The sequence below is a fragment of the Enterobacter cloacae complex sp. FDA-CDC-AR_0132 genome, assembly GCF_003010695.1.
Lineage (GTDB): Bacteria > Pseudomonadota > Gammaproteobacteria > Enterobacterales > Enterobacteriaceae > Enterobacter > Enterobacter ludwigii.
Map to the genome: position 1 here is coordinate 4,383,852 of NZ_CP027618.1, position 25,749 is coordinate 4,409,600.

Annotated in this window: 21 protein-coding genes; 6 read left to right on the plus strand and 15 right to left on the minus strand. The window is 57.7% G+C overall.

All coding sequences use genetic code 11. The features are described 5' to 3' along the window. Positions 1-262: 262 nt before the first annotated feature. Both narX and narL read left to right on the plus strand, forming a co-directional pair. Positions 263-2,059, plus strand: coding sequence for a nitrate/nitrite two-component system sensor histidine kinase NarX (gene narX / locus AM379_RS21230; RefSeq protein ID WP_025203922.1), 1,797 nt, complete (start codon positions 263-265; stop codon positions 2,057-2,059). Further along, on the plus strand, positions 2,052-2,702 hold the full coding sequence (narL, locus tag AM379_RS21235; RefSeq protein WP_003856701.1) for a two-component system response regulator NarL: 651 nt from the start codon (positions 2,052-2,054) through the stop codon (positions 2,700-2,702). The genes narX and narL overlap by 8 nt, the downstream gene beginning before the upstream one ends. Positions 2,703-2,705: 3 nt before the next feature. Here narL and AM379_RS21240 read toward each other — a convergent pair whose 3' ends face one another. The 7 genes from AM379_RS21240 to nasR all read right to left on the minus strand — a co-directional run bounded on the left by AM379_RS21240 (position 2,706) and on the right by nasR (position 15,023). Further along, positions 2,706-4,112, minus strand: a complete 1,407-nt coding sequence (locus AM379_RS21240; protein ID WP_106504198.1) for a YchO/YchP family invasin — start codon at positions 4,110-4,112, stop codon at positions 2,706-2,708. 75 nt (positions 4,113-4,187) lie between these two features. Beyond that, a complete protein-coding gene (locus AM379_RS21245) occupies positions 4,188-6,686 on the minus strand; it encodes a nitrate reductase (protein ID WP_106504199.1) in 2,499 nt (832 codons plus the stop codon). After that, positions 6,683-10,669, minus strand: coding sequence for a nitrite reductase large subunit NirB (nirB, locus tag AM379_RS21250; protein WP_106504200.1), 3,987 nt, complete (start codon positions 10,667-10,669; stop codon positions 6,683-6,685). The genes AM379_RS21245 and nirB overlap by 4 nt, the downstream gene beginning before the upstream one ends. Positions 10,670-10,680: 11 nt before the next feature. Further along, positions 10,681-11,469: an ABC transporter ATP-binding protein gene (locus AM379_RS21255; RefSeq protein WP_106504201.1), complete on the minus strand. Its 789-nt coding sequence runs from the start codon at positions 11,467-11,469 to the stop codon at positions 10,681-10,683. Positions 11,470-11,478: 9 nt separating this feature from the next. Continuing rightward, positions 11,479-12,360, minus strand: coding sequence for a nitrate ABC transporter permease (gene ntrB / locus AM379_RS21260; RefSeq protein WP_014170482.1), 882 nt, complete (start codon positions 12,358-12,360; stop codon positions 11,479-11,481). A gap of 2 nt (positions 12,361-12,362) precedes the next feature. Further along, entirely contained in the window at positions 12,363-13,610 is a 1,248-nt protein-coding gene (locus tag AM379_RS21265; RefSeq protein WP_032678342.1) for a CmpA/NrtA family ABC transporter substrate-binding protein, read from the minus strand. 228 nt (positions 13,611-13,838) lie between these two features. Next, on the minus strand, positions 13,839-15,023 hold the full coding sequence (gene nasR / locus AM379_RS21275; protein ID WP_032678343.1) for a nitrate regulatory protein NasR: 1,185 nt from the start codon (positions 15,021-15,023) through the stop codon (positions 13,839-13,841). A 72-nt stretch (positions 15,024-15,095) separates the two neighbouring features. On the opposite strand from nasR, the gene AM379_RS21280 reads away from it, so the two are divergent. The 3 genes from AM379_RS21280 to AM379_RS21290 all read left to right on the plus strand — a co-directional run bounded on the left by AM379_RS21280 (position 15,096) and on the right by AM379_RS21290 (position 17,791). Next, positions 15,096-15,449, plus strand: a complete 354-nt coding sequence (locus tag AM379_RS21280; protein WP_020882353.1) for a DsrE/DsrF/TusD sulfur relay family protein — start codon at positions 15,096-15,098, stop codon at positions 15,447-15,449. 106 nt (positions 15,450-15,555) lie between these two features. After that, complete coding sequence (locus AM379_RS21285) at positions 15,556-17,340, plus strand: methyl-accepting chemotaxis protein (protein WP_040017709.1); 1,785 nt, start codon at positions 15,556-15,558, stop codon at positions 17,338-17,340. A 211-nt stretch (positions 17,341-17,551) separates the two neighbouring features. After that, complete coding sequence (locus tag AM379_RS21290) at positions 17,552-17,791, plus strand: DUF1883 domain-containing protein (RefSeq protein WP_014170489.1); 240 nt, start codon at positions 17,552-17,554, stop codon at positions 17,789-17,791. Positions 17,792-17,831: 40 nt separating this feature from the next. On the opposite strand, the gene AM379_RS21295 is transcribed toward AM379_RS21290, so the two are convergent. Together AM379_RS21295 and chaB are read right to left on the minus strand one after the other, a co-directional pair. Next, on the minus strand, positions 17,832-18,527 hold the full coding sequence (locus AM379_RS21295; protein ID WP_020882351.1) for a gamma-glutamylcyclotransferase: 696 nt from the start codon (positions 18,525-18,527) through the stop codon (positions 17,832-17,834). Positions 18,528-18,704: 177 nt separating this feature from the next. Continuing rightward, positions 18,705-18,935, minus strand: coding sequence for a putative cation transport regulator ChaB (gene chaB, locus AM379_RS21300; protein WP_032678345.1), 231 nt, complete (start codon positions 18,933-18,935; stop codon positions 18,705-18,707). Positions 18,936-19,204: 269 nt separating this feature from the next. Between chaB and chaA the strand changes: the two genes are divergently transcribed. Then, positions 19,205-20,299, plus strand: a complete 1,095-nt coding sequence (gene chaA, locus AM379_RS21305) for a sodium-potassium/proton antiporter ChaA (RefSeq protein WP_020882349.1) — start codon at positions 19,205-19,207, stop codon at positions 20,297-20,299. Between the two features lie 92 nt (positions 20,300-20,391). Here chaA and kdsA read toward each other — a convergent pair whose 3' ends face one another. Genes kdsA through hemA form a run of 6 tightly spaced genes read right to left on the minus strand, consistent with a single transcriptional unit; the run spans position 20,392 to position 25,695 of the window. Beyond that, a complete protein-coding gene (gene kdsA, locus AM379_RS21310; protein ID WP_014170494.1) occupies positions 20,392-21,246 on the minus strand; it encodes a 3-deoxy-8-phosphooctulonate synthase in 855 nt (284 codons plus the stop codon). A 36-nt stretch (positions 21,247-21,282) separates the two neighbouring features. Next, entirely contained in the window at positions 21,283-22,092 is an 810-nt protein-coding gene (gene sirB1, locus AM379_RS21315; protein WP_014170496.1) for an invasion regulator SirB1, read from the minus strand. A gap of 3 nt (positions 22,093-22,095) precedes the next feature. Beyond that, the gene (gene sirB2, locus AM379_RS21320) at positions 22,096-22,488 is read right to left on the minus strand and encodes an invasion regulator SirB2 (protein ID WP_025203913.1); all 393 of its coding nucleotides are present in this window, start codon (positions 22,486-22,488) and stop codon (positions 22,096-22,098) included. Then, the gene (prmC, locus tag AM379_RS21325; protein WP_040017710.1) at positions 22,485-23,315 is read right to left on the minus strand and encodes a peptide chain release factor N(5)-glutamine methyltransferase; all 831 of its coding nucleotides are present in this window, start codon (positions 23,313-23,315) and stop codon (positions 22,485-22,487) included. Before prmC ends, sirB2 begins: the two co-directional genes overlap by 4 nt. Beyond that, positions 23,315-24,397 (minus strand): peptide chain release factor 1, encoded by a 1,083-nt coding sequence (gene prfA, locus AM379_RS21330; RefSeq protein ID WP_014170499.1) that lies wholly within the window; start codon positions 24,395-24,397, stop codon positions 23,315-23,317. The genes prmC and prfA overlap by 1 nt, the downstream gene beginning before the upstream one ends. Before the next feature lie 41 nt (positions 24,398-24,438). Further along, positions 24,439-25,695 (minus strand): glutamyl-tRNA reductase, encoded by a 1,257-nt coding sequence (hemA, locus tag AM379_RS21335; RefSeq protein ID WP_073397392.1) that lies wholly within the window; start codon positions 25,693-25,695, stop codon positions 24,439-24,441. Between the last annotated feature and the right edge of the window lie 54 nt (positions 25,696-25,749).

Consider the following 25,749-nt stretch of genomic DNA (forward strand, 5'->3'; position numbering starts at 1 on the left):
GCGGCGGTAAGTTGATATAAATCAAAGGAAAAGTGGGAGGTTTTACAGCGCGAAAAAAGCCCTTATCCTTAGTGAGTAGGCTATTTCAGTAAAAAAGACGTGGTTTTTCACGGCACTGAAGCGTCTCCGATACTGCCTCCTCCTGCCGCTTACTCCGTTGGCAATTTAGGGGTAATCCTTTATTGGTATGGGTATACTCCTGGGTATGCACCAGAATAGCGCCATTCCTGCAAGCAGGCCACGTCAGGAGCCCGGCAACTCTATGTTAAAAAGATGTTTATCTCCGCTAACACTGGTTAACCAGTTGGCACTGATCGTTATGCTGTCCACCGCCCTCGGTGTGACCGGTATGGCGATTTCTGGCTGGCTGGTACAGGGCGTACAGGGTAATGCGCATGCCATCAACGAGGCAGGCTCTCTACGCATGCAGAGTTATCGCCTGCTGGCGTCGGTACCGCTGACGGAAGACGATCAGCCTCTGATCGACGAAATGGAGCGTACCGCGTTCAGCCCGGAGCTGGAACGCGCCGCCATCCGTGACGGGCAGGAATCACAGCTTAAATCCCTGCAAAACTACTGGCACACCCAGCTTCAGCCTGGTCTGAAACAGGCGCGCAATACTGAGACCGTGGCACGGGACGTCGCGGGCTTTGTGTCGCGCATTGACGCGCTGGTCTCCTCTTTCGATCAGACCACCGAATTGCGTATCGACCGGGTGCTGATGGTTCACCGCGCCATGGCGTTGTTTATGGGGCTGCTGCTGATTTTCACCATCCTCTGGCTGCGCGCCCGGCTGTTGAACCCCTGGAAACAGCTGCTGGCGATGGCCCGCGCGGTAACCGCACGTGATTTTACTCAGCGCACGCATATCAGCGGGCGGAATGAAATGGCGATGCTTGGCCAGGCGCTCAATACCATGTCGGAAGAACTCTCCGAAAGCTACGCCGTGCTGGAAAAACGCGTGCAGGAGAAAACGGCAGGGCTGGAGCAGAAAAACGAAATTCTCTCCTTCCTGTGGCAGGCCAACCGTCGTCTGCATATGCAGGTGCCGTTATGTGAACGCCTCTCGCCGGTGCTGAATGGCCTGCAAAATCTGACCTTGCTGCATGACCTGGAGCTGCGGGTCTACGATGTTGAAGATGAAGATAATCATCAGGAATTTACCTGTCAGTCCGACATGTCCTGCGATGACAAAGGCTGTCATCTTTGCCCGCGAGGCTTGCCGCCCCTCACCTCCGGCGGTACGACGCTGAAGTGGCGACTGACGGACAGCCATACCCAGTACGGTATCCTGCTGGCCACGCTGCCCGCCGGGCGGCATCTGAGCCACGATCAGCAGCAGCTGGTCGATACGCTGGTCGAGCAGCTGACCGCTACGCTGGCGCTCGACCGCCATCAGGAAAAGCAACAGCAGCTGATCGTCATGGAAGAGCGTGCGACTATCGCGCGCGAACTGCATGACTCCATCGCCCAGTCGCTCTCCTGTATGAAAATGCAGGTCAGCTGTCTGCAGATGCAGGATGCGGAGATGCCGGAAAGCAACAAACAGCTGCTGAGCCAGATCCGCAACGAACTCAATACCTCATGGATTCAGCTTCGCGAGCTATTAACCACCTTCCGCCTGCAGCTGACCGAGCCTGGCCTGCGCCCCGCGCTGGAGTCCAGTTGCCATGAATTTAGCGCCCGACTGGGGTTCCCGGTGAAGCTTGATTATCAGCTGCCGCCGCGGTTTGTCCCCTCCCATCAGGCGATTCATCTACTGCAGATCGCCCGTGAAGCCCTGAGCAACGTGCTCAAACACGCTGACGCGACGGCGGTCACCGTTACCGTCAGCCAGCACGATAATCAGGTCAGGCTCACGGTTCATGACAACGGCTGCGGCGTGCCGGAAAATGCCGAAAGAACTAACCATTATGGTTTAATTATCATGCGAGACCGCGCCCAAAGCCTGCGCGGTGATTGCCAGGTTCGCCGGCGAGAGACAGGTGGCACGGAAGTCGTGGTCACCTTTATTCCCGAAAAACCGCTCACAACTGCTCAAGGAGAAACCCATGACTAATCAGGAACCGGCATCCATCCTGTTGATCGACGACCATCCGATGCTGCGTACTGGCGTTAAACAGCTGGTCAGCATGGCACCCGATATCACCGTCGTTGGCGAAGCCAGCAATGGCGAACAGGGCATTGAGCTTGCCGAATCGCTTGATCCCGACCTGATCCTGCTCGATCTCAACATGCCGGGCATGAACGGTCTGGAAACGCTCGACAAGCTGCGGGAAAAATCGCTCTCCGGACGCGTAGTGGTTTTTAGCGTCTCGAATCATGAAGAGGATGTGGTGACGGCGCTCAAGCGTGGCGCGGACGGCTACCTGCTGAAAGATATGGAGCCGGAAGACCTGCTTAAGGCCCTGCAACAGGCCGCCGCGGGTGAGATGGTGCTGAGCGAAGCCTTAACCCCGGTGCTGGCCGCCAGCCTGCGGGCAAACCGCGCCACCTCGGATCGCGATGTCAGTCAGTTAACGCCGCGTGAGCGCGATATTCTAAAGCTGATTGCCCAGGGCCTGCCGAATAAAATGATTGCGCGTCGCCTGGATATCACCGAAAGCACGGTCAAAGTGCATGTGAAACATATGCTGAAGAAAATGAAGTTAAAATCGCGGGTTGAAGCCGCGGTATGGGTACACCAGGAACGTATTTTTTAAGCATTACTCATCCGGCAGCAGCTTCCAGCGCGGATCGTCGGCGGGTAATGCCACAAGCGGTTGCGCCACAGCCAGCGTGATCTCATTGGACGAGACGCGCTTGCCATCATTATCTTCGACCACCACCGAAAGCCGCCAGCGGTTGCTCGCGCCTTCACTGTCATCCCAGGCAGGCATAATCACGCTCCAGCCGTCTTCACTGGTATTGTTGGCCGGCGATGTCAGACTCAGCGCCTGCGTATCTCCCTGCCAGTGCAGCTGGCGAATCCCGTGCTTACTGCGGATCTGCAGCTTAAGCATCACGGTTTCGCCCCCTTTGAGATCCCACGGCGGTGTCGCCAGGTAGACTGACAACGTTTTGCTCTGGCGGAACTCCATCACCGGCAGGTTATCCCGCTCTGGCGAATCATAGCGACTGCCGCGCAGAGAACGAGTGGCGGCGACTTCACTGGCAGAAAGTTGCTTCACCAGCGGCACGCCAAAGCGGTAGTTGAGTTTGAGGCCAAGATTATTCTGGCTCACCCCACTCTCCCCTTGCTTATGCCCGGCGGTGAGGGTCACCAGCGGAACGGGGGTATAATTCAGCCCCAGATTGACCGCCACCGGGTTGTGATAACCGGTACCGCTGTTGAACAGGTCAACGTTATCACCAAAATATTGCTCAAAACTGACGCTGGTATTCAGGTGATGGAACCACGGCAGCCACGCTTTAGCGGTCACGTCGTACCCCCGGGCCATGCGCTGCTCCTGAATGTCAGAGCGATCGCGCCAGCCGGCAAAGGGCTGATAATAGTTCGCAGACAGACGCAGGTTCTCGCCCCATACTTCCGCACCTAACCCGGCACGCTGCAGGTTTTCATCCAGCAGGTTGTCGTAAAAGGTGTTGTAGCCGAGCAACCATTTTCCGGCAACCCAGCGCTGCCCAATGCCGGCATTGCTCACCAGACCGTCAGTCTGCTGCGTCAGGCCAAGCTGGCTCCAGCTCAGATAACGGTTGTTATCGTTCCACGGAATAAACCAGCTGCCGCTGCTGCCGTTAAATTTGCCGTCGTCATCCACCAGCAAGTTCACGTTGGCGTTCCCCCACGGCGAAAGCCAGGATTCAATATGCTGGTTCACTTCGCCGCTCACCGCGTCACGCACCTTGCCAAAGGCAAACTGACGCGCCTGCTCGCCTGTCGTCAGGCCGTTATCGGTCATACTGGCTTCGCCAAACGCTTTCGCCATTTCTGCCAGATGTTTTTCGCCCTCGGTCGTGGGCGCCGCCATGCCGAGATCGGGCAGATTATCCCCGTTGTTATCAAAGGGGTTCTGTGCCTGTTGCACAAAGGAATTCGGCGCACCGTGAACGGCTCCGACCGGAATGAGGGGGAGTAAAGCAAGCAAACGAAGATGAGATGAAACAGCCATTAACGTCGTAAGAAATACCCGATGCTTACGTGAGAACACCGGGTACCTTACCGTTATTCCTCACGTTTTGCAGCCTTAAGAGGAATTTTCCGGAATATCCTGAAACATTGTTTTTAGTTCAGGCACACAGGAGCCGCAGTTCGTTCCGCAGCGCAGCCTGGCACCCAGCGCCGCGACGGAATCACACCCTCCCCCAATCGCCTCGCGTATGACGGTTTCCCCCACGCTGAAACAGCTGCAGATGATCCGGCCCGGATCGACACTGTCCCCGGTTCCCTGTCCATTCAACAACGCGTGGCGCTCAGCAAGCGTCACGGGAGGTGAACGAAACGCGGCTTCAATTACCGCGTGCGCCAGTGTCGGTAACGCAGTGCCTTCCCAGAACCCGAGCATCAGTTGTCCGTCATGCCAGGCCAGCACGCTGCTGCGCTCGCTGGTCTGCGCGACCTGCAGCTGCCAGCCCCGTTCACTGGCATACTGCATAACCCACGCCAGCAACGGCTTATCCCCCGCCACCGTCAGACGTGAGACTTTACGCCACCAGCAGACAGAGGGTGGAAGCTCCGGCAGTTCACGGGCATAAAGCTCACCCTGCCAGCCCGGCTGCCAGGGCATAATCCTGACGGCCGTCTGTTTACTCTCGGGCTGACCGGACAGCGGGTCACAGCGCCCTTCCACCAGCGCATTCACCTTCCCCTGGCGGGCAAACTGGGCATTCCAGTGCATTGGCACAAACAGCTCACCTTCTCGCTGCCCGTCAGTGATGCGCACTCTTCCCAGCATCACCCCACGCGGAGAACTGATGCGCGCCAGCTGTCCGTCGTACAGTGAGAAGCGCATGGCATCGGCGGCGCCGATCTCAACACACGGCTCAGCACTATGCTGCATCAGTTTCGGGACGTACCCCGTCCGGGTCATGGTGTGCCACTGATCGCGGATACGTCCGGTATTGAGAATCAGCGGGTATAGCGCGTTTATTGCCGCACCGTGTGGCTGAGGCTCTACCGGCACAATTTCCCGGCGCGCAAAGGCCCCCGCTGACCACTGATAAGGCTCAAGTCGGTCCCATTCCTCACGGGTAAGTGACGCCAGTTCATGAAGGTTAAACGCCCGCGCGCCGTCATTTTCAAAGGCCGAGAGCGCTGCATGCTCACAAAAAATTTGCTGCGGATGTTCCCAGGCGAAGGCTTCACCATAGCCCAGCGCCTGTGCCACCCGGGCGATGACCCACCAGTCCGGTTTGGTCTCGCCTGGCGCCGGCAGAAAGGCGCGCTGGCGCGAAATACGCCGCTCGGAATTGGTTACCGTACCGTCTTTCTCCCCCCACGCCTGCACCGGGAAGCGGATATGGGCATAGCGGCTGGTGTCGGTCTCCTGCATCACCTCGGAGACAATCACCAGCGGGCAATGTTCCAGCGCCTGGCACACTGCGTGGCTGTCCGGCAGCGAGACGGCAGGATTGGTACCCATGATCCACACCGCTTTCACTTCGCCGCGGGCGATCGCATCAAACAACTCCACCGCCATCAGGCCCGGCGTCTGGGCCAGTCTTTCCGTACCCCAGAAACGCGCCACCCGCGAAAGAGACTCCGGCTCGAAATTCATGTGAGCGGCAAGCTGGTTCGCCAGCCCACCCACCTCCCGCCCCCCCATCGCGTTAGGCTGTCCGGTCAGCGAAAACGGTCCGCAGCCCTGACGGGCGAATTTTCCGCTGGCCAGATGAACGTTGATGATGGCATTACACTTGTCGCTGCCGCTTGAGGACTGATTAATGCCCATGGTGTAGAGCGTGATGGCCCGCGGCGCAGTCACAAACCAGTCGTAGAAGGTCCCCACGTCCTCGGTTGAGAGGCCACAAAACTCAGCCACCCGGGCGATGGGCCACGCGTCGGTTCCCTGAATCAGATTGAGTAAACCGACAAACAGCCCGGCGTCACTGCCGGGCGTAAGCGCCAGATGCAGGTCAGCAATATCGCAGGTGGCCGTTTTGCGCGGATCGATAACCACAACTTTCATCGCAGGGTTGTTCTGGCGCGCCTGTACCAGCCGCTGATACAGCACCGGATGGGTCCATGCCGCATTCGACCCGACCAGCACCACCAGATCGCTGTTTTCCACATCCTCATAGCTGCACGGCACCACATCTTCATCAAACGCGCGCTTGTAGCCCGTCACCGCGGACGACATACAGAGCCGCGAGTTGGTATCTATGTTTGCCGCACCGATAAACCCTTTCATCAGCTTATTGGCGGCGTAATAGTCCTCAGTCAACAGCTGGCCGGAGGCGTAAAACGCCACCGCCTGTGGTCCCCAGGTGTCGATGATGGTCTGCAGCCGTTCACCTGCCGCCGCCAGCGCCCGGGACCATTCCACCTCCTGCCCGTCGACCACCGGGTGCAGCAGTCGCCCCTGCAGACCGGTCGTTTCGCCTAATGCCGAGCCTTTAACGCACAGGCGTCCAAAACTGGCGGGATGGCGTTCATCTCCGCGCACGGTGACCTTCTCGCCCTCTACCGTTGCGATCACGCCGCAGCCCACCCCGCAGTAGGGGCACGTCGTTCGGGTTTCATTCATGACGCCTCCGCACGCAAGATCTGCGCGTCGTTCCCGACCCACACCTGACCGTTTTCTATTTTCACCGGCCAGGCTCGCACCGCAGGTTCCCCGTTATCGGCCTGACAGCCGTCGCGCAGACGGATACGCTGCTTATAGAGCGGAGAGATGACCACCGGCTCGCCGGCAGCATCGCCGAGAATACCGCGTGAAAGCACGTTTGCTGTGCTGCCCGGCTCGAGGTCATCGAGGGCATAGACAGATTGACCAAAGCGGAAAAGCGCAATCGGTTTTCGCCCCAGCCGGGCGCCGATCCCCGCCTGCTCAGGGATCTCATCAAGAGCGCAGACCGCTTGCCAGCGTTTATTCTCTTCCACCGGCTGACGGTTCACTTCGGTACGGAACAACGCCAGACGGCTCGGATCGTTAAGCGTGGTCTGCCATTCACACTGGTAGGTTTCCACCACGCGAGCCATCTCCTGTTCCAGCTCGTGCGCAATGCCCAGGCTGTCGTGAAGAATCACCTCGCGCAGGTAGTCGATCCCCCCTTCCAGATTGTCCACCCACGTACTGGTACGCTGCAGGCGATCCGCCGTGCGGATGTAGAACATCAGGAAACGGTCGACGGTGCGGATCAGCGTCTCGTCATCCAGATCGCTGGCAAAGAGATCCGCATGGCGCGGTTTCATGCCGCCGTTACCGCAGAGATACAGGTTCCAGCCTTTGTCGGTCGCAATGACGCCCACGTCCTTGCTCTGAGCCTCCGCACATTCACGGGTACAACCGGACACGGCCATTTTAATTTTGTGCGGCGCGCGTAAGCCTTTATAGCGGTGCTCAAGCGTGACCGCGAGACGCGTTGAATCTTGCACGCCATAGCGGCACCAGGTCGACCCAACGCAGGATTTCACCGTGCGCAGGGATTTACCGTATGCGTGACCGGTCTCAAATCCGGCCTCCACCAGCGCCTGCCAGATCGCCGGCAGCTGGTCGAGCGTGGCGCCAAAGAGGTCGATACGCTGCCCGCCCGTGATTTTGCTGTACAGCTGGTAGCGTTTGGCGATCTGGCCGATAGCTATCAAGCCGTCGGCCGACACTTCCCCTGCAGGCATCCGGGGCACAATGGAGTACGTCCCGTCTTTCTGAATATTGGCAAAGTAACGGTCGTTGGTGTCCTGCAGCGGCAGATGTGCCGGTTTCAGCAGGTACTCATTCCAGCAGGAGGCGAGCACTGACCCCACCAGCGGTTTACAGATTTCGCAACCGTGCCCCTGCCCGTAACGGCTGATAAGCTGGTCGAAGGTACGAATATGATTGACGCGCACCAGGTGATAGATTTCCTGACGCGACCACGGGAAGTGTTCGCAGATGTCCTTTTTCACCTCCACGCCCTGCTCCGCAAGCTGGTACTCCATCACCTGTTTCACCAGCGCGCTGCATCCTCCGCAACCGGTCGCGGCTTTGGTGCACTGTTTTATGGCTCCAATATCCGCGGCACCGGCACTTACCGCCTGACAAATATCACCTTTGCTGACGTTATGGCAGGAGCAGATCTGCGCACTGTCAGGCAGTGCCGCCACGCCGAGGGCTTTTGGCGCGCTCCCGGCGAAGGAAGGTAAAATCAGCGTTTCAGGCTCTTTGGGCAACGCTATGCCGTTGAGCATCATCTGCACCAGGGTCGCATATTCGCTGGCATCCCCCACCAGTACGCCGCCCAACAGGGTTTTATTGTCCTCACTGACCACGATCTTTTTATAGATTTGCTGCGGACCATGCGTCCATTGATAGCTAAGCGCGCCGGGTGTTCTTCCATGGGCATCGCCAAACGAGGCCACATCTACCCCCAGCAGCTTCAGTTTGGTGCTCATGTCAGCCCCGGTAAAGGCGCTCGCCTCTCCCGCCAGCGTGGCCGATGCCACCCGCGCCATCTGATAACCCGGGGCGACCAGGCCAAAAATTTTACCCTCCCACAGCGCACATTCGCCGATAGCGAACACGTCTTTATCGGAAGTCTGGCACTGGTTATCAATGCAAATCCCGCCGCGCTCTCCGTTCACCAGGCCACTGCTGCGCCCCAGTGCATCCTGCGGGCGAATACCTGCAGAGAAGACCACGATGTCAGTTTCCAGCTGTTCGCCGTCCGCAAAGCGCATCACCAGCCCGCCGTTCGCAGAGACGATGTCGGTGGTGGCTTTGCTGGTGTGAACGCCCACGCCAAGCGCTTCGATCTTTTTGCGCAGCATGGCCGCGCCGTCGTTGTCGAGTTGTACCGCCATCAGGTGTGGCGCAAACTCCACGACGTGCGTTTCCAGGCCCAGCTGTTTCAGGGCATTCGCGGCTTCCAGTCCCAGCAGGCCACCGCCAATGACCACCCCGCGACGGGATTGCTTTGCCTGCGCGGCGATGTTATCCAGGTCGTCCAGCGTACGGTAAACAAAGCAGCCCGGCAGCGTGCTGCCCGGTACCGGAGGCACAAACGGGTACGAGCCGGTCGCCAGCACCAGTTTGTCCCAGTGGGTTTCATGCCCACTGGCGGTACGCACGACGTGTGCGTCGCGATCGATACTCACAATTTGCTGCGAGAGGCGAAGCTCAATGCCGTGTTCAGCAAAGAAATCACCGTCCACCAGCGAGAGCGATTCTGCGCTTCGTCCGCCAAAATACTCTGACAAATGCACACGATCGTAGGCGGCATAGCGCTCTTCGCCAAAAACGATAATCTGGTACTGCCGGTGCAAATTGCGCTTCACACAGTCTTCGAGAAAATGATGGCCGACCATACCGTGTCCAACCACCACCAGCGTAGGTTTTGTCATAGCGTTTTGTCCTGCAACCTGCGGTTGCGTAGTGAATCGATTGAACAGCCAGTCCGCGTGGGCGGGCGCAGCCGTTGCCAGTAAATCGGTGAATGTTGCCGCGTTGCGGCAATCCCCCATCAGCAGCACGCCAGCAAGCGCACCGCGATGCAGTAACAAACGGCGATAGTGACGGGTCAGCGGATCCCAGGCGCTCCAGACCACATCGTCTGGCAGAACCTCTACTCGCCCGGCGCTGAACAGCTCCACACCGGGTACTTTGAGGCGCATGCCGCTGTCGGTCAGGGCAAATGGCGTGCTAGCCTCCCCAGCCAGCCGGGCGGCGAGGATATCCGCCTGCGCCAGGCAAGGTGCGACCAGGCCGAACGTCTGGCCGTCGATTTCGCAGCACTCACCAATGGCGCTGATCGCCGGGACTGAGGTCTGCATCTGGTGGTTAACCACAATGCCGCGGGCACAGTGAATGCCGCTGGCTTTTGCCAGTGCGACATTGGGCTGCACGCCGGTCGCCAGCACCACGCGAGAGGCGTTAATCTTGCGTCCGTTTTGTAACGTCACGGCATCCGCCGCAATGGCGGTCATTCCCGATGACAGTTCGCAGCGAACGCCGCGCTCCGCCAGCGCCTCTTCAAGCAGAACGCCTGCCTGCCGATCGAGCTGCTGTTCCATCAGCCAGGCACCACGATGCACCAGCGTGACGTTGTCACAAGACCGGGCCAGTGCCGCAGCGACCTCGACGCCGAGCACCCCACCGCCCAGCACTACAGCTGGCCCCGGGTTCTCCTGAATCGCGCGGATATCGGCCAGCGTACGAAAGGTGAACACATGCGGAGCGTCACCGCCCGGAATGGGGGGTACAAAAGGCGTCGCCCCGGTGGCAAAGACCAGTTCGTCCCAGGTCAGCGTGGTTGCTGTGGTATGGACCTCGCGTTTCTCAACATCCACGGAGAGCACCTTTTCCCCCCGTCGTACCGTCACACCCCGTGCGTGATACCAGGCGTCATCCTGCAGGCGGATCTGCTGCGCCTGTTTTTCCCCGCCCAGTACCGGCGAGAGCATGATGCGGTTGTAAGCGTGTTCCGACTCCTCGCCAAACACGGTGATCGTGAAGCGACCGGGCGCACGCTCGGTCAGCGAGGCAATCAGCCGTGTTGCGGCCATCCCATTACCGATAACGATCAGTCGCATCACCGCCTCCGTTACGCCGCTTTAGGCTGTTTTTCATAGAGGAAATGGAGGATCTGCTGACGCATATGGTGATAGCGGCTATCGTCCGCCAGCTGAACCCGATTGCGCGGGCGAGGCAGGTCAACGTGCAGCACCTCGCCGACGGTGGCCGCCGGGCCGTTAGTCATCATCAGTACCCGGTCAGAAAGCAGCACAGCCTCGTCCACATCGTGGGTGATAAGCACGATGGTGGTGTTCAGCGCCTGCTGAATTTGCATCACCGAGTCCTGCAGATGCGCGCGCGTGAGCGCATCCAGCGCGCCAAACGGTTCATCCATCAGCAGGACCTTCGGCTTCATCGCCAGCGCACGGGCAATGCCAACGCGCTGTTTCATGCCCCCGGAAATTTCCGAAGGCCGTTTGTGCAGGGCATGCCCCATCTGGACGCGATCGAGGTTGTGTTCAATCCACTCCTTGCGCTCCACCTTGCTCATAGTGCGGCGAAAGACCTGATCCACCGCCAGCGCAACGTTGTCGAAGCAGGTGAGCCACGGCAGCAGAGAATGGTTCTGAAACACCACCGCACGCTCCGGTCCTGGCCCGGCGATTTCGCGGTTATCGCAAATCAGCCCACCTTCGGTCGGCAGGGTGATCCCGGCAATCAGGTTGAGCAACGTCGATTTGCCGCACCCGGAGTGGCCAATCAGGCTCACGGTTTCGCCTTCGTGAATATCAAAAGAGACGTTCTGCAGCGCCAGAAACTCGCCGCTGGCGGTAGAAAAACGCTGGCTCACGGCCTGGACCTGAATTAATGGTTTCATCTTCGCTCCTTATTTTTCCTGCCAGCTAAAGCGGCGGGCGATCAGCATCAGCCCCTGCTCCAGCAGCAACCCGACCACGCCAATGATGACGATGGCGATGAGAATGTTTTCGACGTTGAGGTTGTTCCACTCATTCCAGATCCAGAAGCCGATCCCCAGCCCACCGGTGAGCATCTCGGCGGCGACAATGACCAGCCAGGCGATGCCAATAGAGAGGCGAACCCCGGTCAGCACCGCGGGCAGCACGGCCGGGAAGAGGATCCGCCGCATGATGGTCCACTCGGAGAGCTGCAGCACGCGGGCAACGTTAAGGTAATCCTGTGGAATACGACGTACCCCTTCGGCGGTGTTAATCACCATTGGCCATATTGAGCAGATAAAAATGGTCCAGCTGGAGGCGGGCTCCGCTTTCTGGAACAGCAGCAGGCCGATAGGCAGCCAGGCTAAAGGACTGACCGGGCGTAACAGTGCAATCAACGGGCTGAACATGCGCGAGCAAAAGGTGAAGCGACCGATCAGGAAACCGAGCGGGATCCCCGCGAGCGCCGCCAGACCAAAGCCCACCGCCACGCGCTGCAGCGAAGCGAGCACGTTCCAGCCGATACCCATATCGTTTGGCCCGTCGCGGTAAAACGGGTCAGCGAAGAGCGTTAATGCGGAATCCAGCGTGCTGAGCGGCGTCGGGAACCCTTTGCTGTTGATCGCGGCCAGCTGCCAGAGCAACACCAGTAACCCGAGTCCCAGCAGCGCCGGGATCACGCGCTGCAGAAGGTCATTCATCCGTCGCGTGAACGTCGGTGCGCGGCGGCGAACCTGTACCGGAGGGAGGGTAATCACTTCCCCGCTCGCCGGCGTCTCGTCTTTCGATTTCGTGCTGTGCAGATGCTGCATAATCAGGCCCCTTTACGGTGAATAGCGAAGCGGTTGGCGTAACCGTCCGGATCGGTACCGTTCCAGACGGTACCGTCCATCAGGGTGCTGCTGCGATACGGTGATGACGGGGTGGATATGCCTCCCACCGCCGTGGCGGCATCCTGCCAGACCGAGGTCTGGTTAATGCGCTGCGCGATGGCGGCATAATCCGGCGCCGATTTGAGCAAGCCCCAGCGGCGGAACTGGGTTAAAAACCACATCCCGTCGGAGAGGTACGGATAGCTGACGGCACCCTCGTTGAAGAAACGGATCGGATGCGCATCCTGCCAGCGCTGGCCAAGCCCGTTGTCGTACTCTCCCAGCATCCGTCCGGTGAGATACTGCTCTTTGGTGTTCAGCCACGCCCGGCGAGCGAGGATTTGGGCGGTCTCACGTTTGTTGTCTGGTGATGCATCAATCCAGCGTGCGGCTTCCAGTACCGCACTCACCAGCGCCCGCGCGGTGTTCGGGTTTTTCTCCACCCAGTCGCGACGTGTGCCAAGAATTTTTTCCGGATGATCGGCCCAGATCGACTGGGACGTTGCGGCGGTAAACCCGATTCGGTCGTTAATGGCGCGCGCATTCCACGGCTCACCAACGCAAAAGCCGACCATGTTGCCAATCCGCATGTTCATCACCATTTGCGGCGGCGGCACAACCACGGTCCGGACGTCATCGAACGGATTAATGCCCGCGCTGGCCAGCCAGTAGTACAGCCACATCGCATGCGTACCGGTCGGGAAGGTGTGTGCGAAGGTGTAAGTGCCGGGTGCCTGCTGCCCAATCAGCGTTTTCAGCCCGTCAAGATCGCGAACGCCCTTCTCTGCCAGATCGCTGGAGAGCGTGATGGCCTGACCGTTCTGGTTCAGGGTCATCAGGTTTGCCATCTGCTGTGGCTTACCGGCAAGCCCCAGCTCCAGCCCGTACAGCAGGCCGTAAAGAATGTGGGCGGCGTCCAGTTCGCCGGCCACCAGCTTATCGCGCACGGCTGCCCAGCTTGCCTCTTTGGTTGGCACGATGGTGATGCCATATTTTTTATCAAACCCCTTCAGCGCCGCGATAACCACCGGCGCGCAGTCGGTTAACGGTATAAACCCGATGCGCACCGTCTCCTGCTCCGGTTTATCCGAGCCTGCCGCCCACGCGGCCTGCATGACGCCCGGTAACAACATGGCGCCGCTCGCCAGCATGCTGGCCTGTAAAAACCGCCGTCTCGACAAATCCGCCATGACCACTCCTGAAAAAAAGACAAAAAAAAGCGCCCACCCGTGCCGAAGCACCGCTGGACGCCTTTATCCCGAAGACAGATGCACCGCCGTTGGCGCACCGTCAAAAATGGTTAATCAGATAATGCAAAGGGAATGCCAGGTTTTACTGCCCTGTTTTCCGGGCGTTTACCGGGAATTCCCCACGACCGCGCACCTCAATCAGGCACTAAATGCCCACTGATTGTGCACCTACTCCTTAGGGGTTAACTGCCACAAACTCTTCACGGTGAGCAACGCGCGGGCGATATCCACCATGCGCTGGTTTTTGTCCATCGCCATTTTACGCAGCGCCGTCCATGCCTGTTCCTCACTCATCTTTTGATGGGTCATCAGTATGCTTTTCGCTTTATCGATGGTTTTGCGCTCTTCGAGCGTATCGCGCAGTGACGCAAGCTGACGGGAAAGCTGTTCTATCTCGCGCGCCTGCTGGCGAACCAGGGTTAACAAGGGCTTATCCGGGTAAGAGGCCAGCGGATCGTCCTGCTCCTCAGCCGGGAGCGTGTAGTCCTCCTGTCGATGGATACGCTCGTCCACCGCGATCATCAGATCGGCAATAACCATCTCCTCCAGGGTGCGCAGATGCTCAAGGCGTGCCGTTTGCAGAGCAAACCAGGCCAGCGCGGTATGGCCATTGTCAGCGGCTGGCTGGCGGGTACAGGCCAGGCGCCTCAGTTGCTCCGTCTCACGGTCAGGCTGGCAATTCTGGGAAAAGGTGGTTTGCACATCCGCCGTGCTGTGGGTCATGAAAATCTCGAAGCAGGCCTGCTGTCCGTCAATCCGGTCCACCAGCTGCTGACGGATGCCATCGTCAAAATAGCCCTGCGTGAAGCCAATGGCGCCCAGCGCCCGCTCTTGTCCCGCCAGCTCTTTACCCTGCATCAGGCTATAAAGTGCGACAAAACGGCCTGCGATTTGCGGATCGTCAATGCTGTCATTAAGCTGCGGTACGATACTGAGCAGATGACGCAGGATGCGACAATAGTGATCCATCGCCTGCGGGGCCGTGATGGTTTGCTGAATAACGCCGTCACGAAGGGCTGACAGGTTATCCAGACTGAGCAGCGCGGCGGCTATACGTTCGCACACGCCGCTGCCCTGAAACGGGGAGTGATTATCCAGAACGTCATAAAGCGCAGTGAGGTTCTCATTCACCAGCGCCCGGCTCGCTTTGCATTCGGCAGCGTACAGCTTACCCTGTGAGCAGAGCCAGACGTTAGAGGCTCCACGCTCGCACTGCAGCATATGCACCAGCAGGCTGATGGCGTTAACCAGCACGCCAAGCTGTGCCAGCCTGCTCAGTTGCTCCCGGCGCATCGACCTTGCACGCTGGAGCCATTCGGTCGCACCTGGCGAAATGCCAGCCATTAATGTCATGCTTACTCTCCCGGACAGCGAAACCCTGGATAGCTAAGCAATATTCGTGCCTTTAAAAGAACAGGAGTCAACATGCAGAAGATTGTTATCGTCGCCAACGGTGCGGCTTACGGCAGCGAATCCCTTTTTAACAGCCTGCGTCTGGCGATCGCGCTACGTGATAAAGAGAGTGAACTGGAGTTACGGCTCTTTTTAATGTCGGATGCGGTCACCGCCGGGCTGAAGGGACAAAAACCGGCAGAAGGCTACAACATCCAGCAGATGCTGGAGATCCTGACCGCGCAAAACGTTCCGGTCAAACTGTGCAAGACCTGCACCGACGGGCGCGGCATCACCGGATTGCCGCTGATTGAGGGTGTGGAAATCGGCACGCTCGTTGAACTGGCCGAGTGGACTCTGCGCGCCGATAAAGTATTAACTTTTTAATAATAAACCCGTAAAAATATTATTTTCTTATGGACGCGGTTTCAGCATCAAGTTTACCTGCAGGGTTGCCGATAGGCATGGAAACAACACAGCAGGTATTTCACTTATGTTCAGATCCATTCGTGCACGCATCATTGCCGCGACGACAGGTTGTCTGGTCGTCGCCCTTCTTCTTAATACTGTCATCAATTTTCAGGTCACACGCCAGGATAACCAGCAGTCACAGCGCGACATCCTGACCAGCACCAGCGCCAGCCATAACATGGCGATTGCGGACTGGGTGAAGAGCAAAATGACGGTTATCGCCTCCGCACAAACCGTTGCGCTCAGCGACGATCCGGTTCCGGTCTTTAAACAGCTTGCCCAAGCGGGTGGGTTCACTAACGTCTACGTTGGCTATGCCAGCAAAACGGCGAAATTCTCTGAACCAGCGGGCGTACCGGCGGATTATGACCCCACGATCCGTCCCTGGTATCAGCAGGTCGTAAGCCAGGATAGCCCGGTCGTGACCGCGCCTTACGTTGACGCCGGTAGCGGAAAACTGGTGGTGACGTTTGCCGTGCCGGTGAAAGAAAACGGTACTCTGAAAGCCGTGGTGGCTGGCGATGTGGCGATGGACAGCGTGGTAGCTAACGTGCGCGGGATCCACCCAACCCCGGCAAGCAGCGGGCTGCTGCTGAATAGCGATGGCACCGTCATTGCCGCCAGCGACCCTGCCCTGACGCTTAAACCGTTCGCCGAAACCCTCAAAGGCATCGACTTTGCGGCGCTGAAAAGCGGAAACCCGGTAAACGGGACCTTCAATGGCGCCGAAAAAACCTTCGTGGCAACCGCCGTGCCGGGTACGAACTGGATGCTGGTTGTTGCCCTGGACACAGGCGATGCCACCTCCGGAATGCGCTCGCTGCTGAAAGCCTCGGCCATCTCGCTGGTGATTCTGGCCTTACTCAGCGGCGCCATTGTTCACTTCCTGATTGCGCGTCTGCTGAAGCGCCTGTCTGACATTCGCGATGCGATGCATAACATTGCGAACGGCACTAACGATCTGTCGCAACGCCTGCCGGAGAGCGGCGATGACGAAGTGGCGCAAATAGCGCAGGCGTTTAACGCCTTCAGCGACAAGCTCTCGGTGGTGATGGTACAACTGCGGGATGCCAGCGCATCGGTGAAAAACGCCGCGCGGGAAATTGCGGCAGGTAACCAGGACCTCTCAGGGCGTACCGAGCAGGCCGCCTCCAGCCTTCGCGAAACGGCCAGCGCCGTGGAAGAGATCACCGCGTCAGTAACCCAGTCGAACGAGTCTGCGGCTGAAGCCAATGACCAGGCGAGTAAGGCCTCTGCGGCGGCGGCTCGCGGCGGCGAGGTGGTATCTCAGGCCATCAGCACCATGCAGTCCATTGAAGTGGCTTCCGCGAAGATTGGCGACATCACCAGCGTGATTGACGGGATTGCCTTCCAGACCAATATCCTGGCGCTGAATGCCTCGGTGGAAGCCGCACGCGCCGGAGAGCAAGGCCGTGGGTTTGCCGTGGTGGCCGGCGAAGTGCGGAATCTGGCCAGCCGCAGCGCACAGGCGGCGAAAGAGATTAAAACGCTTATCGATTCCACCACCAACAGCGTGGCCACCGGCTCCCGCTACGTTCATCTGGCCGGGGAAAGCATGAACGAAATCCGCTCCAGCATCGGTAGCGTGTCGGGCATCATGCGTGAAATCTCCATCGCCACCAGCGAGCAGATGAAAGGCATCCAGGAGATTAACCATGCGGTGACCCATCTGGACAGAATGGTTCAGCAGAACGCCGAACTGGTGGTGCAATCTGCGGCTGCAGCCGGCGCGCTGCAGAGCCAGGCGGGCGACCTTGCTGAAACTGCCGGACATTTCCGCATTTAATTTTAGGGTGGCGCGCGTTCACCGGGCAAAACGCGCGCCAGGGTAAATTTTCAGGAATTTTGTCATTTTTGTTTAATCGTTACGCCATTTTTTGATCAAAGTCAGCATCCTCACCCTCCCCCTTTGGTGTTATGCCATGAGTGAATTGTGAACAATATCACGCTCGGATATGGCAGCAGGGAGAGCGTTGTTTAAGACTACGGGGTAAAAAATGGCACTGGTAAAAACAAGTTTGAAATTGTTTGGCGGGGATACGGTCGTGGTGCGGTGTTCTGAGCGCTGCCGCATTCATTTGATGAGTTCGAAAGCACAACAACACTCGCAGGCGGATATCCTGACCGTGCAGGATGACAAGGCATGGCTTACCGTGCCGTACACCGGCACGTGGGATGTTCTGATTGACAGCCATAGTCAGTCACTGGAGCATTCCGTAAGCTACGTTGCTGCATAAGAGACAAACGCCCGGTCTGCTCACGCAGCCGGGCGCATTCTCAGGCAAAACCGGGACGCAGCGTATTATTCAGCGGGTTCCCTTCCAGCAGCGCTTTCACCTTCACCACCAGCTCATTCAGACAATCGTCCTTCATGCCGAGGCGCGTCAGCTCCTGGTCGAGCGAAAAGAGATACTGCGCGTTGGTGCCCAGCGGTCCACTGGCGGCAGCGATCAACGGGGCAATGACCTGCGTGCGGGTATCCGCTTCATACAGCGGATGGCGCGGATCCATAATAAACACCAGCGCGTTAACGGTACGTCCGTCATCGAGTTCCAACTTGCACCAGCTCGGCATATAGCAGCCGGTGATCATCTCGCGCTTCCACAGCAGCGTCAGTTCGTCTTCCAGCGTTGCATCCGGCAGGCGGTAGGCCACCCCCGTGGTGCGTCCGCCCTCTTTTAGTGCAAGCATGCGTCCAGGCTGACACGCGCTACCTCGACCGGCCGTGAGGCGCAAACAAAATGCGCGATGCCAGCCAGGAAGTGTACCTGTTGCCGATTCGACAAATTCGAGAGCCGGGTTCCACATCAGCGAACCGTAGCCAAAAATCCATACCGGGCCATCATCCGGGCGGCACGCCAGCGTGGCAGCGAGCGACGCCGCACGTTGTTCAGCTGACCAGAGAAGCGATTCCTCAATAGCACCAAATGCCGTCTTACAATCTGCCTTCATTAAGAAATCACGCGTTAACACTTTCCACCTCCGCCACTGCATGCTTCCTTGCGACATCTGTAATCCGCCTTCCCGGCATTGTGTGCTGGTCATTTTGCCAGCAGTTGAGTAACGATAAGCAATTCACGGGCCAGTTGCAATACAACGGAAGTTCAACCGCCTGAAAAGTCAAAACGAAGGCAGCGAATGATTTCACGGCTATTTCTTTTTATGCCATTTATCGTCGTCTCCTTTCTCATATTCATGTTTTACTGCGGCCCAGGCGACTTTGTGCGCGGTCTCTTCACGGCTGGCATCATCACGTCGATCTTCTTTATCTTTGTACTGATTCCAGGCGCTGTTAAAGGCCTCTTTGTAGATATCCTGCGCGTGCGCGGGCAATACGTGTTGCACGCTGTCTGGTAATTCGCGTTTCGTTTTATATGGCATCGCTAACCCCTCTTTTGGTTAAAGAGATAAGTGTGGACGACGATACGGCATGGTGCCAGTCAATTGAGAATTATGCGTAAATGATAATTTTAATATTATGTTATTAAAGGATTAATTGCAGAACACGTTCCATTATCGACACCCCAAAGCCAAAACATTACAAACAGTAAAATTGAGTAAAAAATCAAGGGTATTTAACAGAGATCTGTTAATTTAATGACCGAAAATTCTATCTATAATTACAAGCACCTGCATTGATGGAGAAGCACATGACAGCAGCACACGAGGCGGTGAAGACCCGCCACAAGGAGACATCACTCATTTTCCCGGTCCTGGCACTGGCTGTGCTGCTCTTCTGGGGAAGCAGTCAGTCACTGCCAGTGGTAGTTGGTATCAATATTCTTGCTCTGGTGGGTATCTTAACCAGCGCCTTTAGCGTCGTTCGCCATGCGGACGTATTAGCCCACCGCCTGGGTGAGCCTTACGGCTCGTTAATTCTCAGCCTTTCGGTGGTTATCCTCGAAGTCAGCCTGATTTCCGCGCTGATGGCGACCGGTGACGCCGCACCGACCCTGATGCGTGACACCCTCTACTCCATCATTATGATTGTGACAGGTGGTCTGGTGGGCTTTTCACTGTTACTGGGCGGCCGCAAATTTGCGACCCAGTACATGAATCTGTTCGGCATAAAACAGTATCTGATTGCCCTTTTCCCGCTGGCAATTATTGTGCTGGTCTTCCCGATGGCATTGCCGGGGGCCAACTTCTCAACCGGTCAGGCGCTGCTGGTTGCGCTGATTTCCGCAGCCATGTACGGCGTGTTCCTGCTGATTCAGACCAAAACGCACCAGAGCCTGTTCGTCTATGAACATGAAGATGACGGCGACGACCCGCATCACGGTAAGCCATCGGCTCACAGCAGCGCGTGGCATACGGTTTGGCTGATCGTACATCTGATTGCGGTTATCGCCGTGACCAAAATGAACGCCAACCCGCTGGAGACGCTGTTAACCGAGCTGAATGCCCCGGTCGCGTTTACCGGTTTCCTGGTGGCGCTGCTTATCCTGTCGCCTGAGGGTCTGGGGGCGTTGAGGGCGGTGCTGAACAATCAGGTGCAACGCGCAATGAATCTGTTCTTTGGCTCGGTCCTGGCGACTATCTCACTCACCGTGCCGGTGGTGACGCTGATTGCCTTTATGACCGGTAACGAGCTGCAGTTCGCGCTGGGTGCGCCAGAGATGATTGTGATGGTGGCTTCACTGCTGCTGTGTCAGATATCCTTCTCGACCGGGCGCACCAACGTGCTGAACGGCGCGGCGCACATGGCGCTGTTTGTGGCCTATCTGATGACGATATTTGCCTAAGCGTTGTTCGGTGAGGCTCTGAGGCCACACCCGACACCTCTTCTATCGGAAGAGGAATAACCAAAAAAAACCCGCCGAAGCGGGTTTTTTTACTAGTGGCTGGTATCCAGCTCATCGAAACTCTTCACCAGATCGTCAATCGCTTTGATCTGTTTCAGGAACGGCTCCAGTTTAGCCAGCGGCAATGCGGACGGGCCGTCGCACTTCGCGTTGTCCGGGTCCGGGTGTGCTTCAATGAACAGACCGGCCAGGCCAGTCGCCATACCGGCGCGCGCCAGCTCGGTGACCTGCGCACGGCGGCCGCCAGAGGCAGCACCAAACGGATCGCGACACTGCAGCGCATGGGTCACATCGAAGATGACCGGAGACTGGTTGGACACGTTCTTCATCACGCTGAAGCCGAGCATATCAACGACCAGGTTGTCGTAACCGAAGTTTGCGCCACGGTCACACAGAATCACTTTGTCGTTGCCGCCTTCGATAAATTTATCGACGATGTTACCCATCTGGCCAGGGCTCACGAACTGAGGTTTCTTCACGTTGATGACCGCGCCGGTTTTCGCCATCGCTTCCACCAGGTCCGTCTGACGTGCCAGGAACGCTGGCAGCTGGATAACGTCGACAACGTCCGCAACAGGCTGCGCCTGAGAAGCTTCGTGCACGTCGGTGATCACTTTCACGCCAAAGGTCTGTTTCAGTTCCTGGAAAATTTTCATCCCCTCTTCCAGGCCCGGGCCACGGTAAGAGTGAATGGAGGAACGGTTGGCTTTGTCAAAAGAGGCCTTAAACACGTACGGGATACCCAGTTTTTGGGTCACGGTCACGTAGTGCTCGCAGATACGCATCGCGAGATCACGGGATTCCAGCACGTTCATACCGCCAAACAGCACGAACGGCAGGTCGTTTGCCACGTTGATATCACCAATGCTAACCACTTTTTGTTTCATAGGATCGCCTTATTCAGGTGTGAATCGGAATTAAGATTAATGCAGTGTAATTTGTTTGTGCGAGATCGCGTTGATCTGCGCACGAATCATTTCGCTGATCGGGTCTTCCGGGCATTGCTCAACGAAATAATTCAGATCGTTCAGCGCCACATGCTCGCAATCAAGCTGGGCATAAATCAGCCCGCGATCGCGGATTTCGTACGGATCTTCCGGATTAAACTGCAGCAGCACTTCACTGGCACGTAATGCCAGCTCCATCTGACGCTCTTCCATCAGCGCAGATTTCAGCGTATCCAGCAGTTTACGGATCACCTCGGCGTTATCCGCCTCGTCGAGATCTTCATTAAAGAGCTCGGCAACCGGGCTGATATTGCCTTTTAACCAGACGTCCAGCGTATGCTCATCCAGCGTATCGCCGTTAAACGGATTGATGAGCCACATCTCACCGTCCAGCCACTCCGCTCGCAGGATCATCTGCGTCGGGAAAATGACCGGCACCAGTGGAATATCCAGACGATGCGCGACCCACAGCAAAATGGAACCCAGCGCAACCGCGCTGCCCTGACGATTTTTCAAGACCTGATCCAGCCATAGTGCGTCAGACAGACGATACACGCCACGCGTGTCGCAGAAACCCCATTCGCCGTAGAAAAGCTCAAGCAGCTTCTCTAATTGCCAGTCCTGCGGGCGCGCCTGATTGATCTCTTCACGCGCCAGGCTGACCAGATTCTCCAGCTCTTCGTAGACGTACTGCGACGTAAAATCGTCGCGGATCATCTCCGAAATCAGGATCATGCCATCGCAAAGCGGCACTTTATTAAATTCGAAATCGGCTAAGGACCTCATGACTTACCCCAGTAACGGTATTCTTGTGGTGGCGAGTTTAATGATGATGTACAGCACCACCAGCCCCAGCAGAAAGGCGATAAAACCGGTCTGCTGGCTGCGCGGACGACGACGCCCAAGCGCGATAAAACCCAAAACGATGTAGATGATAACGCCAAACAGCTTTTCAGTCAGCCATGCGCCTTTATCAGTAAATGGCAGATAGCCGGTCTTCCACATTAATCCGGCCCCTGAGAGAAACAGCACCGTGTCAATACAGTGCGGCGCAATACGCACCCAGCGGGCGTCAATCAGCGGATTATTGCTGTAACGCCACCAGTAACGGACGATGAAAAAGCTGATGGTCAGGGCAACGGCTATCAGGTGGGCCGTGATCAGCACGGTAAACAGACTCATGCCCATTGTCCCAGCGTCAGACGGTCGTTGCCGCCATAGTCGCGGCAGGTCTCCACCGCACGATAACCTGCAGCGATGAACACGTCACGCACCGCGTCCCCTTGCGTCCAGCCGTGCTCGACCAGCAGCCAGCCGCCGGGGTGCAAATGCTGTCGTGACGTTGTCACAATATGCACAATATCCGCCAGCCCTTCGTTGGCAGCGACCAGCGCCGTCAGCGGTTCAAAACGCACGTCCCCTTGCGTCAGGTGCGGGTCATGCTCGTCGATATAGGGAGGGTTGCTGACAATCATCCCGAACGTGCGGTTATCCAGCGCGCTAAACCAGCTGCTTTGCAGAACGGTGACGTTCGGGAAGCCCAGACGCGCCACGTTACGCTGCGCCAGCGCTACCGCATCGGGCATCACGTCAACCGCCGTCACCTCGCAGTCCGGACGCTCGCTGGCCAGCGCCAGGGCAATTGCGCCAGTGCCGGTTCCAAGATCGAGAATTCGGCAGGCTTGCGCGGGTAAACGCGACAACGCCTGCTCCACCAGACACTCGGTGTCCGGACGTGGGATCAGGGTCGCTGGGGAGACGTACAACGGCAGTGACCAGAACTCACGCTCCCCGACCAGATGCGCCACCGGCTCACCGGTTTTGCGTCGGGCAAGCAGCGTAGCGAGCTGCGCTTCCTGCTCAGCGCTCAGCTGAGTCTCGCCGAAAGCCAGCAGGTAAGTGCGGGCTTTCCCCGTCACAAACTCAAGCAAAATTTCGGCGTCACGTTTAGGGCTTTCGCTCGCGGAAAGCTCACTGGCGGCCTGCCGTAACCAGTGCTGAAACTCCATTATTCCTGCTCGGACAGTGCTGCCAGCTGGTCGGCCTGGTATTCCTGCACGATAGGCTCAATCAGCATATCCAGCTTTCCTTCCATCACTTCGTCCAGACGGTACAGGGTCAGGTTGATGCGGTGGTCGGTAACACGGCCCTGCGGGAAGTTATAGGTACGGTTACGGTCGCTGCGATCGCCGCTGCCCAGCAGGTTACGACGCGTGGAGGCTTCCGCCTGCTGACGTTTTGCCATTTCAGCCGCGTGGATACGCGCGCCCAGCACGGATAAGGCTTTGGCTTTGTTCTTGTGCTGTGAACGTTCGTCCTGGCACTCCACCACGATGCCGGTCGGCAGGTGGGTAATACGGATAGCGGAATCGGTGGTGTTAACGTGCTGACCACCTGCCCCGGAGGAGCGGAAGGTATCGATACGCAGGTCCGCCGGGTTGATGTCCGGCAATTCTGCTTCAGGCAGCTCTGGCATCACCGCAACCGTACAGGCAGAAGTGTGAATTCGCCCCTGAGATTCGGTGGCAGGTACGCGCTGCACGCGATGACCGCCGGATTCAAACTTCAGACGACCGTACACGCCGTCACCGCTGATTTTAGCGATAACCTCTTTGTAGCCGCCATGTTCACCGTCGTTGGCGCTCATGATCTCAACGCGCCAGCGACGCGCTTCGGCGTAGCGGCTGTACATACGGAACAGATCGCCGGCAAACAGTGCCGCTTCGTCACCGCCGGTCCCGGCGCGGACTTCGACAAAGGCGTTACGCTCATCGTCCGGATCTTTTGGCAGCAGAAGCACCTGCAACTGTTGCTCCATCTCTTCAGAACGCGCTTTTGCGTCCAGCAACTCTTCCTGCGCCATCTCGCGCATTTCAGGGTCGTCGAGCATCATCTGCGCGGTTTCAATATCTTCCTGGACCTGTCGCCAGTCGGTAAAGCATTTTGATACATCACTCAACTGCGCGTATTCACGCGAGAGCGCGCGAAAACGTTCCTGGTCAGCAATGGTCCCGGCATCGCCGAGCAGCGCCTGTACTTCTTCATGGCGCTCGTGCAGAGCTTCCAGTTTAGCGACGATAGAAGGCTTCATAGGCGTAAATGCACCTTGTAATAGAAAATGGGTATAGGGCGCTATTCCAGCCCGAGGCTGTTGCGCAGAATAGTCAGGCGTTCATCATCCCCGTCACGGGCGGCCTGCTGAAGAGATTTGGTTGGTGCATGGATCAGGCGGTTGGTCAGTTTCCAGGCCAGATCCTGCATAATGGCTTCTGCGTCGCCGCCCTGTTGAAGGGCGGCCAGCGCTTTGGCGGTCAGGTCATCACGCACCTGCTCCGCCTGACCGCGGTACTCACGGATAGTCTCGCTGACGCTTTGCGCGCGCAGCCAGGCCATAAACTCACTCGTTTCCTGCTCTACAATGGTTTCCGCCTGAACTGCCGCCGCTTTACGCTGGGCAAGGTTATGCGAAATGATGCTTTGCAGGTCGTCCACGCTGTAAAGATAGGCGTTCGCCAGTTTACCGACTTCCGGTTCGACATCGCGCGGGACGGCAATATCCACCAGCAGCATCGGTTGATTACGGCGGGATTTCAGCGCTCGCTCGACCATCCCTTTACCGATAATCGGCAGCGGGCTGGCGGTAGAGCTGATGATAATATCTGCCTCTTTCAGGCGCTCATCGATGTCGCTCAGCGCAACCACCTCGGCACCCACCTCGTCCGCCAGCACCTGTGCACGTTCGCGGGTACGGTTAGCGATAATCATCTTTTTAACTTTGTGTTCGCGCAGATGGCGCGCCACAAGTTCGATGGTTTCGCCCGCCCCGACCAGCATCACAGTGACGGTCGACAGGGATTCAAAGATTTGACGGGCCAGGGTACAGGCCGCGAAAGCAACAGAAACCGCACTGGCACCAATGTCGGTTTCGGTTCGCACACGCTTCGCCACGGAGAATGACTTCTGGAACATACGCTCCAGTTCACTGGCTTTCAGATGCCCTTTTTGCGAATCGGCAAACGCCTTTTTCACCTGACCGAGAATTTGCGGCTCGCCGAGCACCAGCGAGTCCAGGCCGCTGGCCACACGCATCAGATGGCTGACTGCATCGTTATCCTGATGCCAGTAGAGGCTATTACGCAGCTCTTCTTCGTTGAGGTTGTGGTAATCACATAACCAGCGGATCAGCACTTCATGCAGGTTGTCCTGCTCTTCAACGCTTAGGTAGAGTTCAGTACGGTTGCACGTCGAGAGCACCACGCCACCCTGCACCATCGGCTGTGCAAGCAGGCTGTCCAGCGCCAGGTCAAGCGTATCCGGCGAAAACGTTACGCGTTCTCGCAGCGAAACCGGGGCTGTTTTGTGGTTAATACCGAGTGCTAATAGGGTCATGTTGAGCGGGAGTAGTACCAGCGTTAATAAGGTTAGCAGAACGCATCATACAGG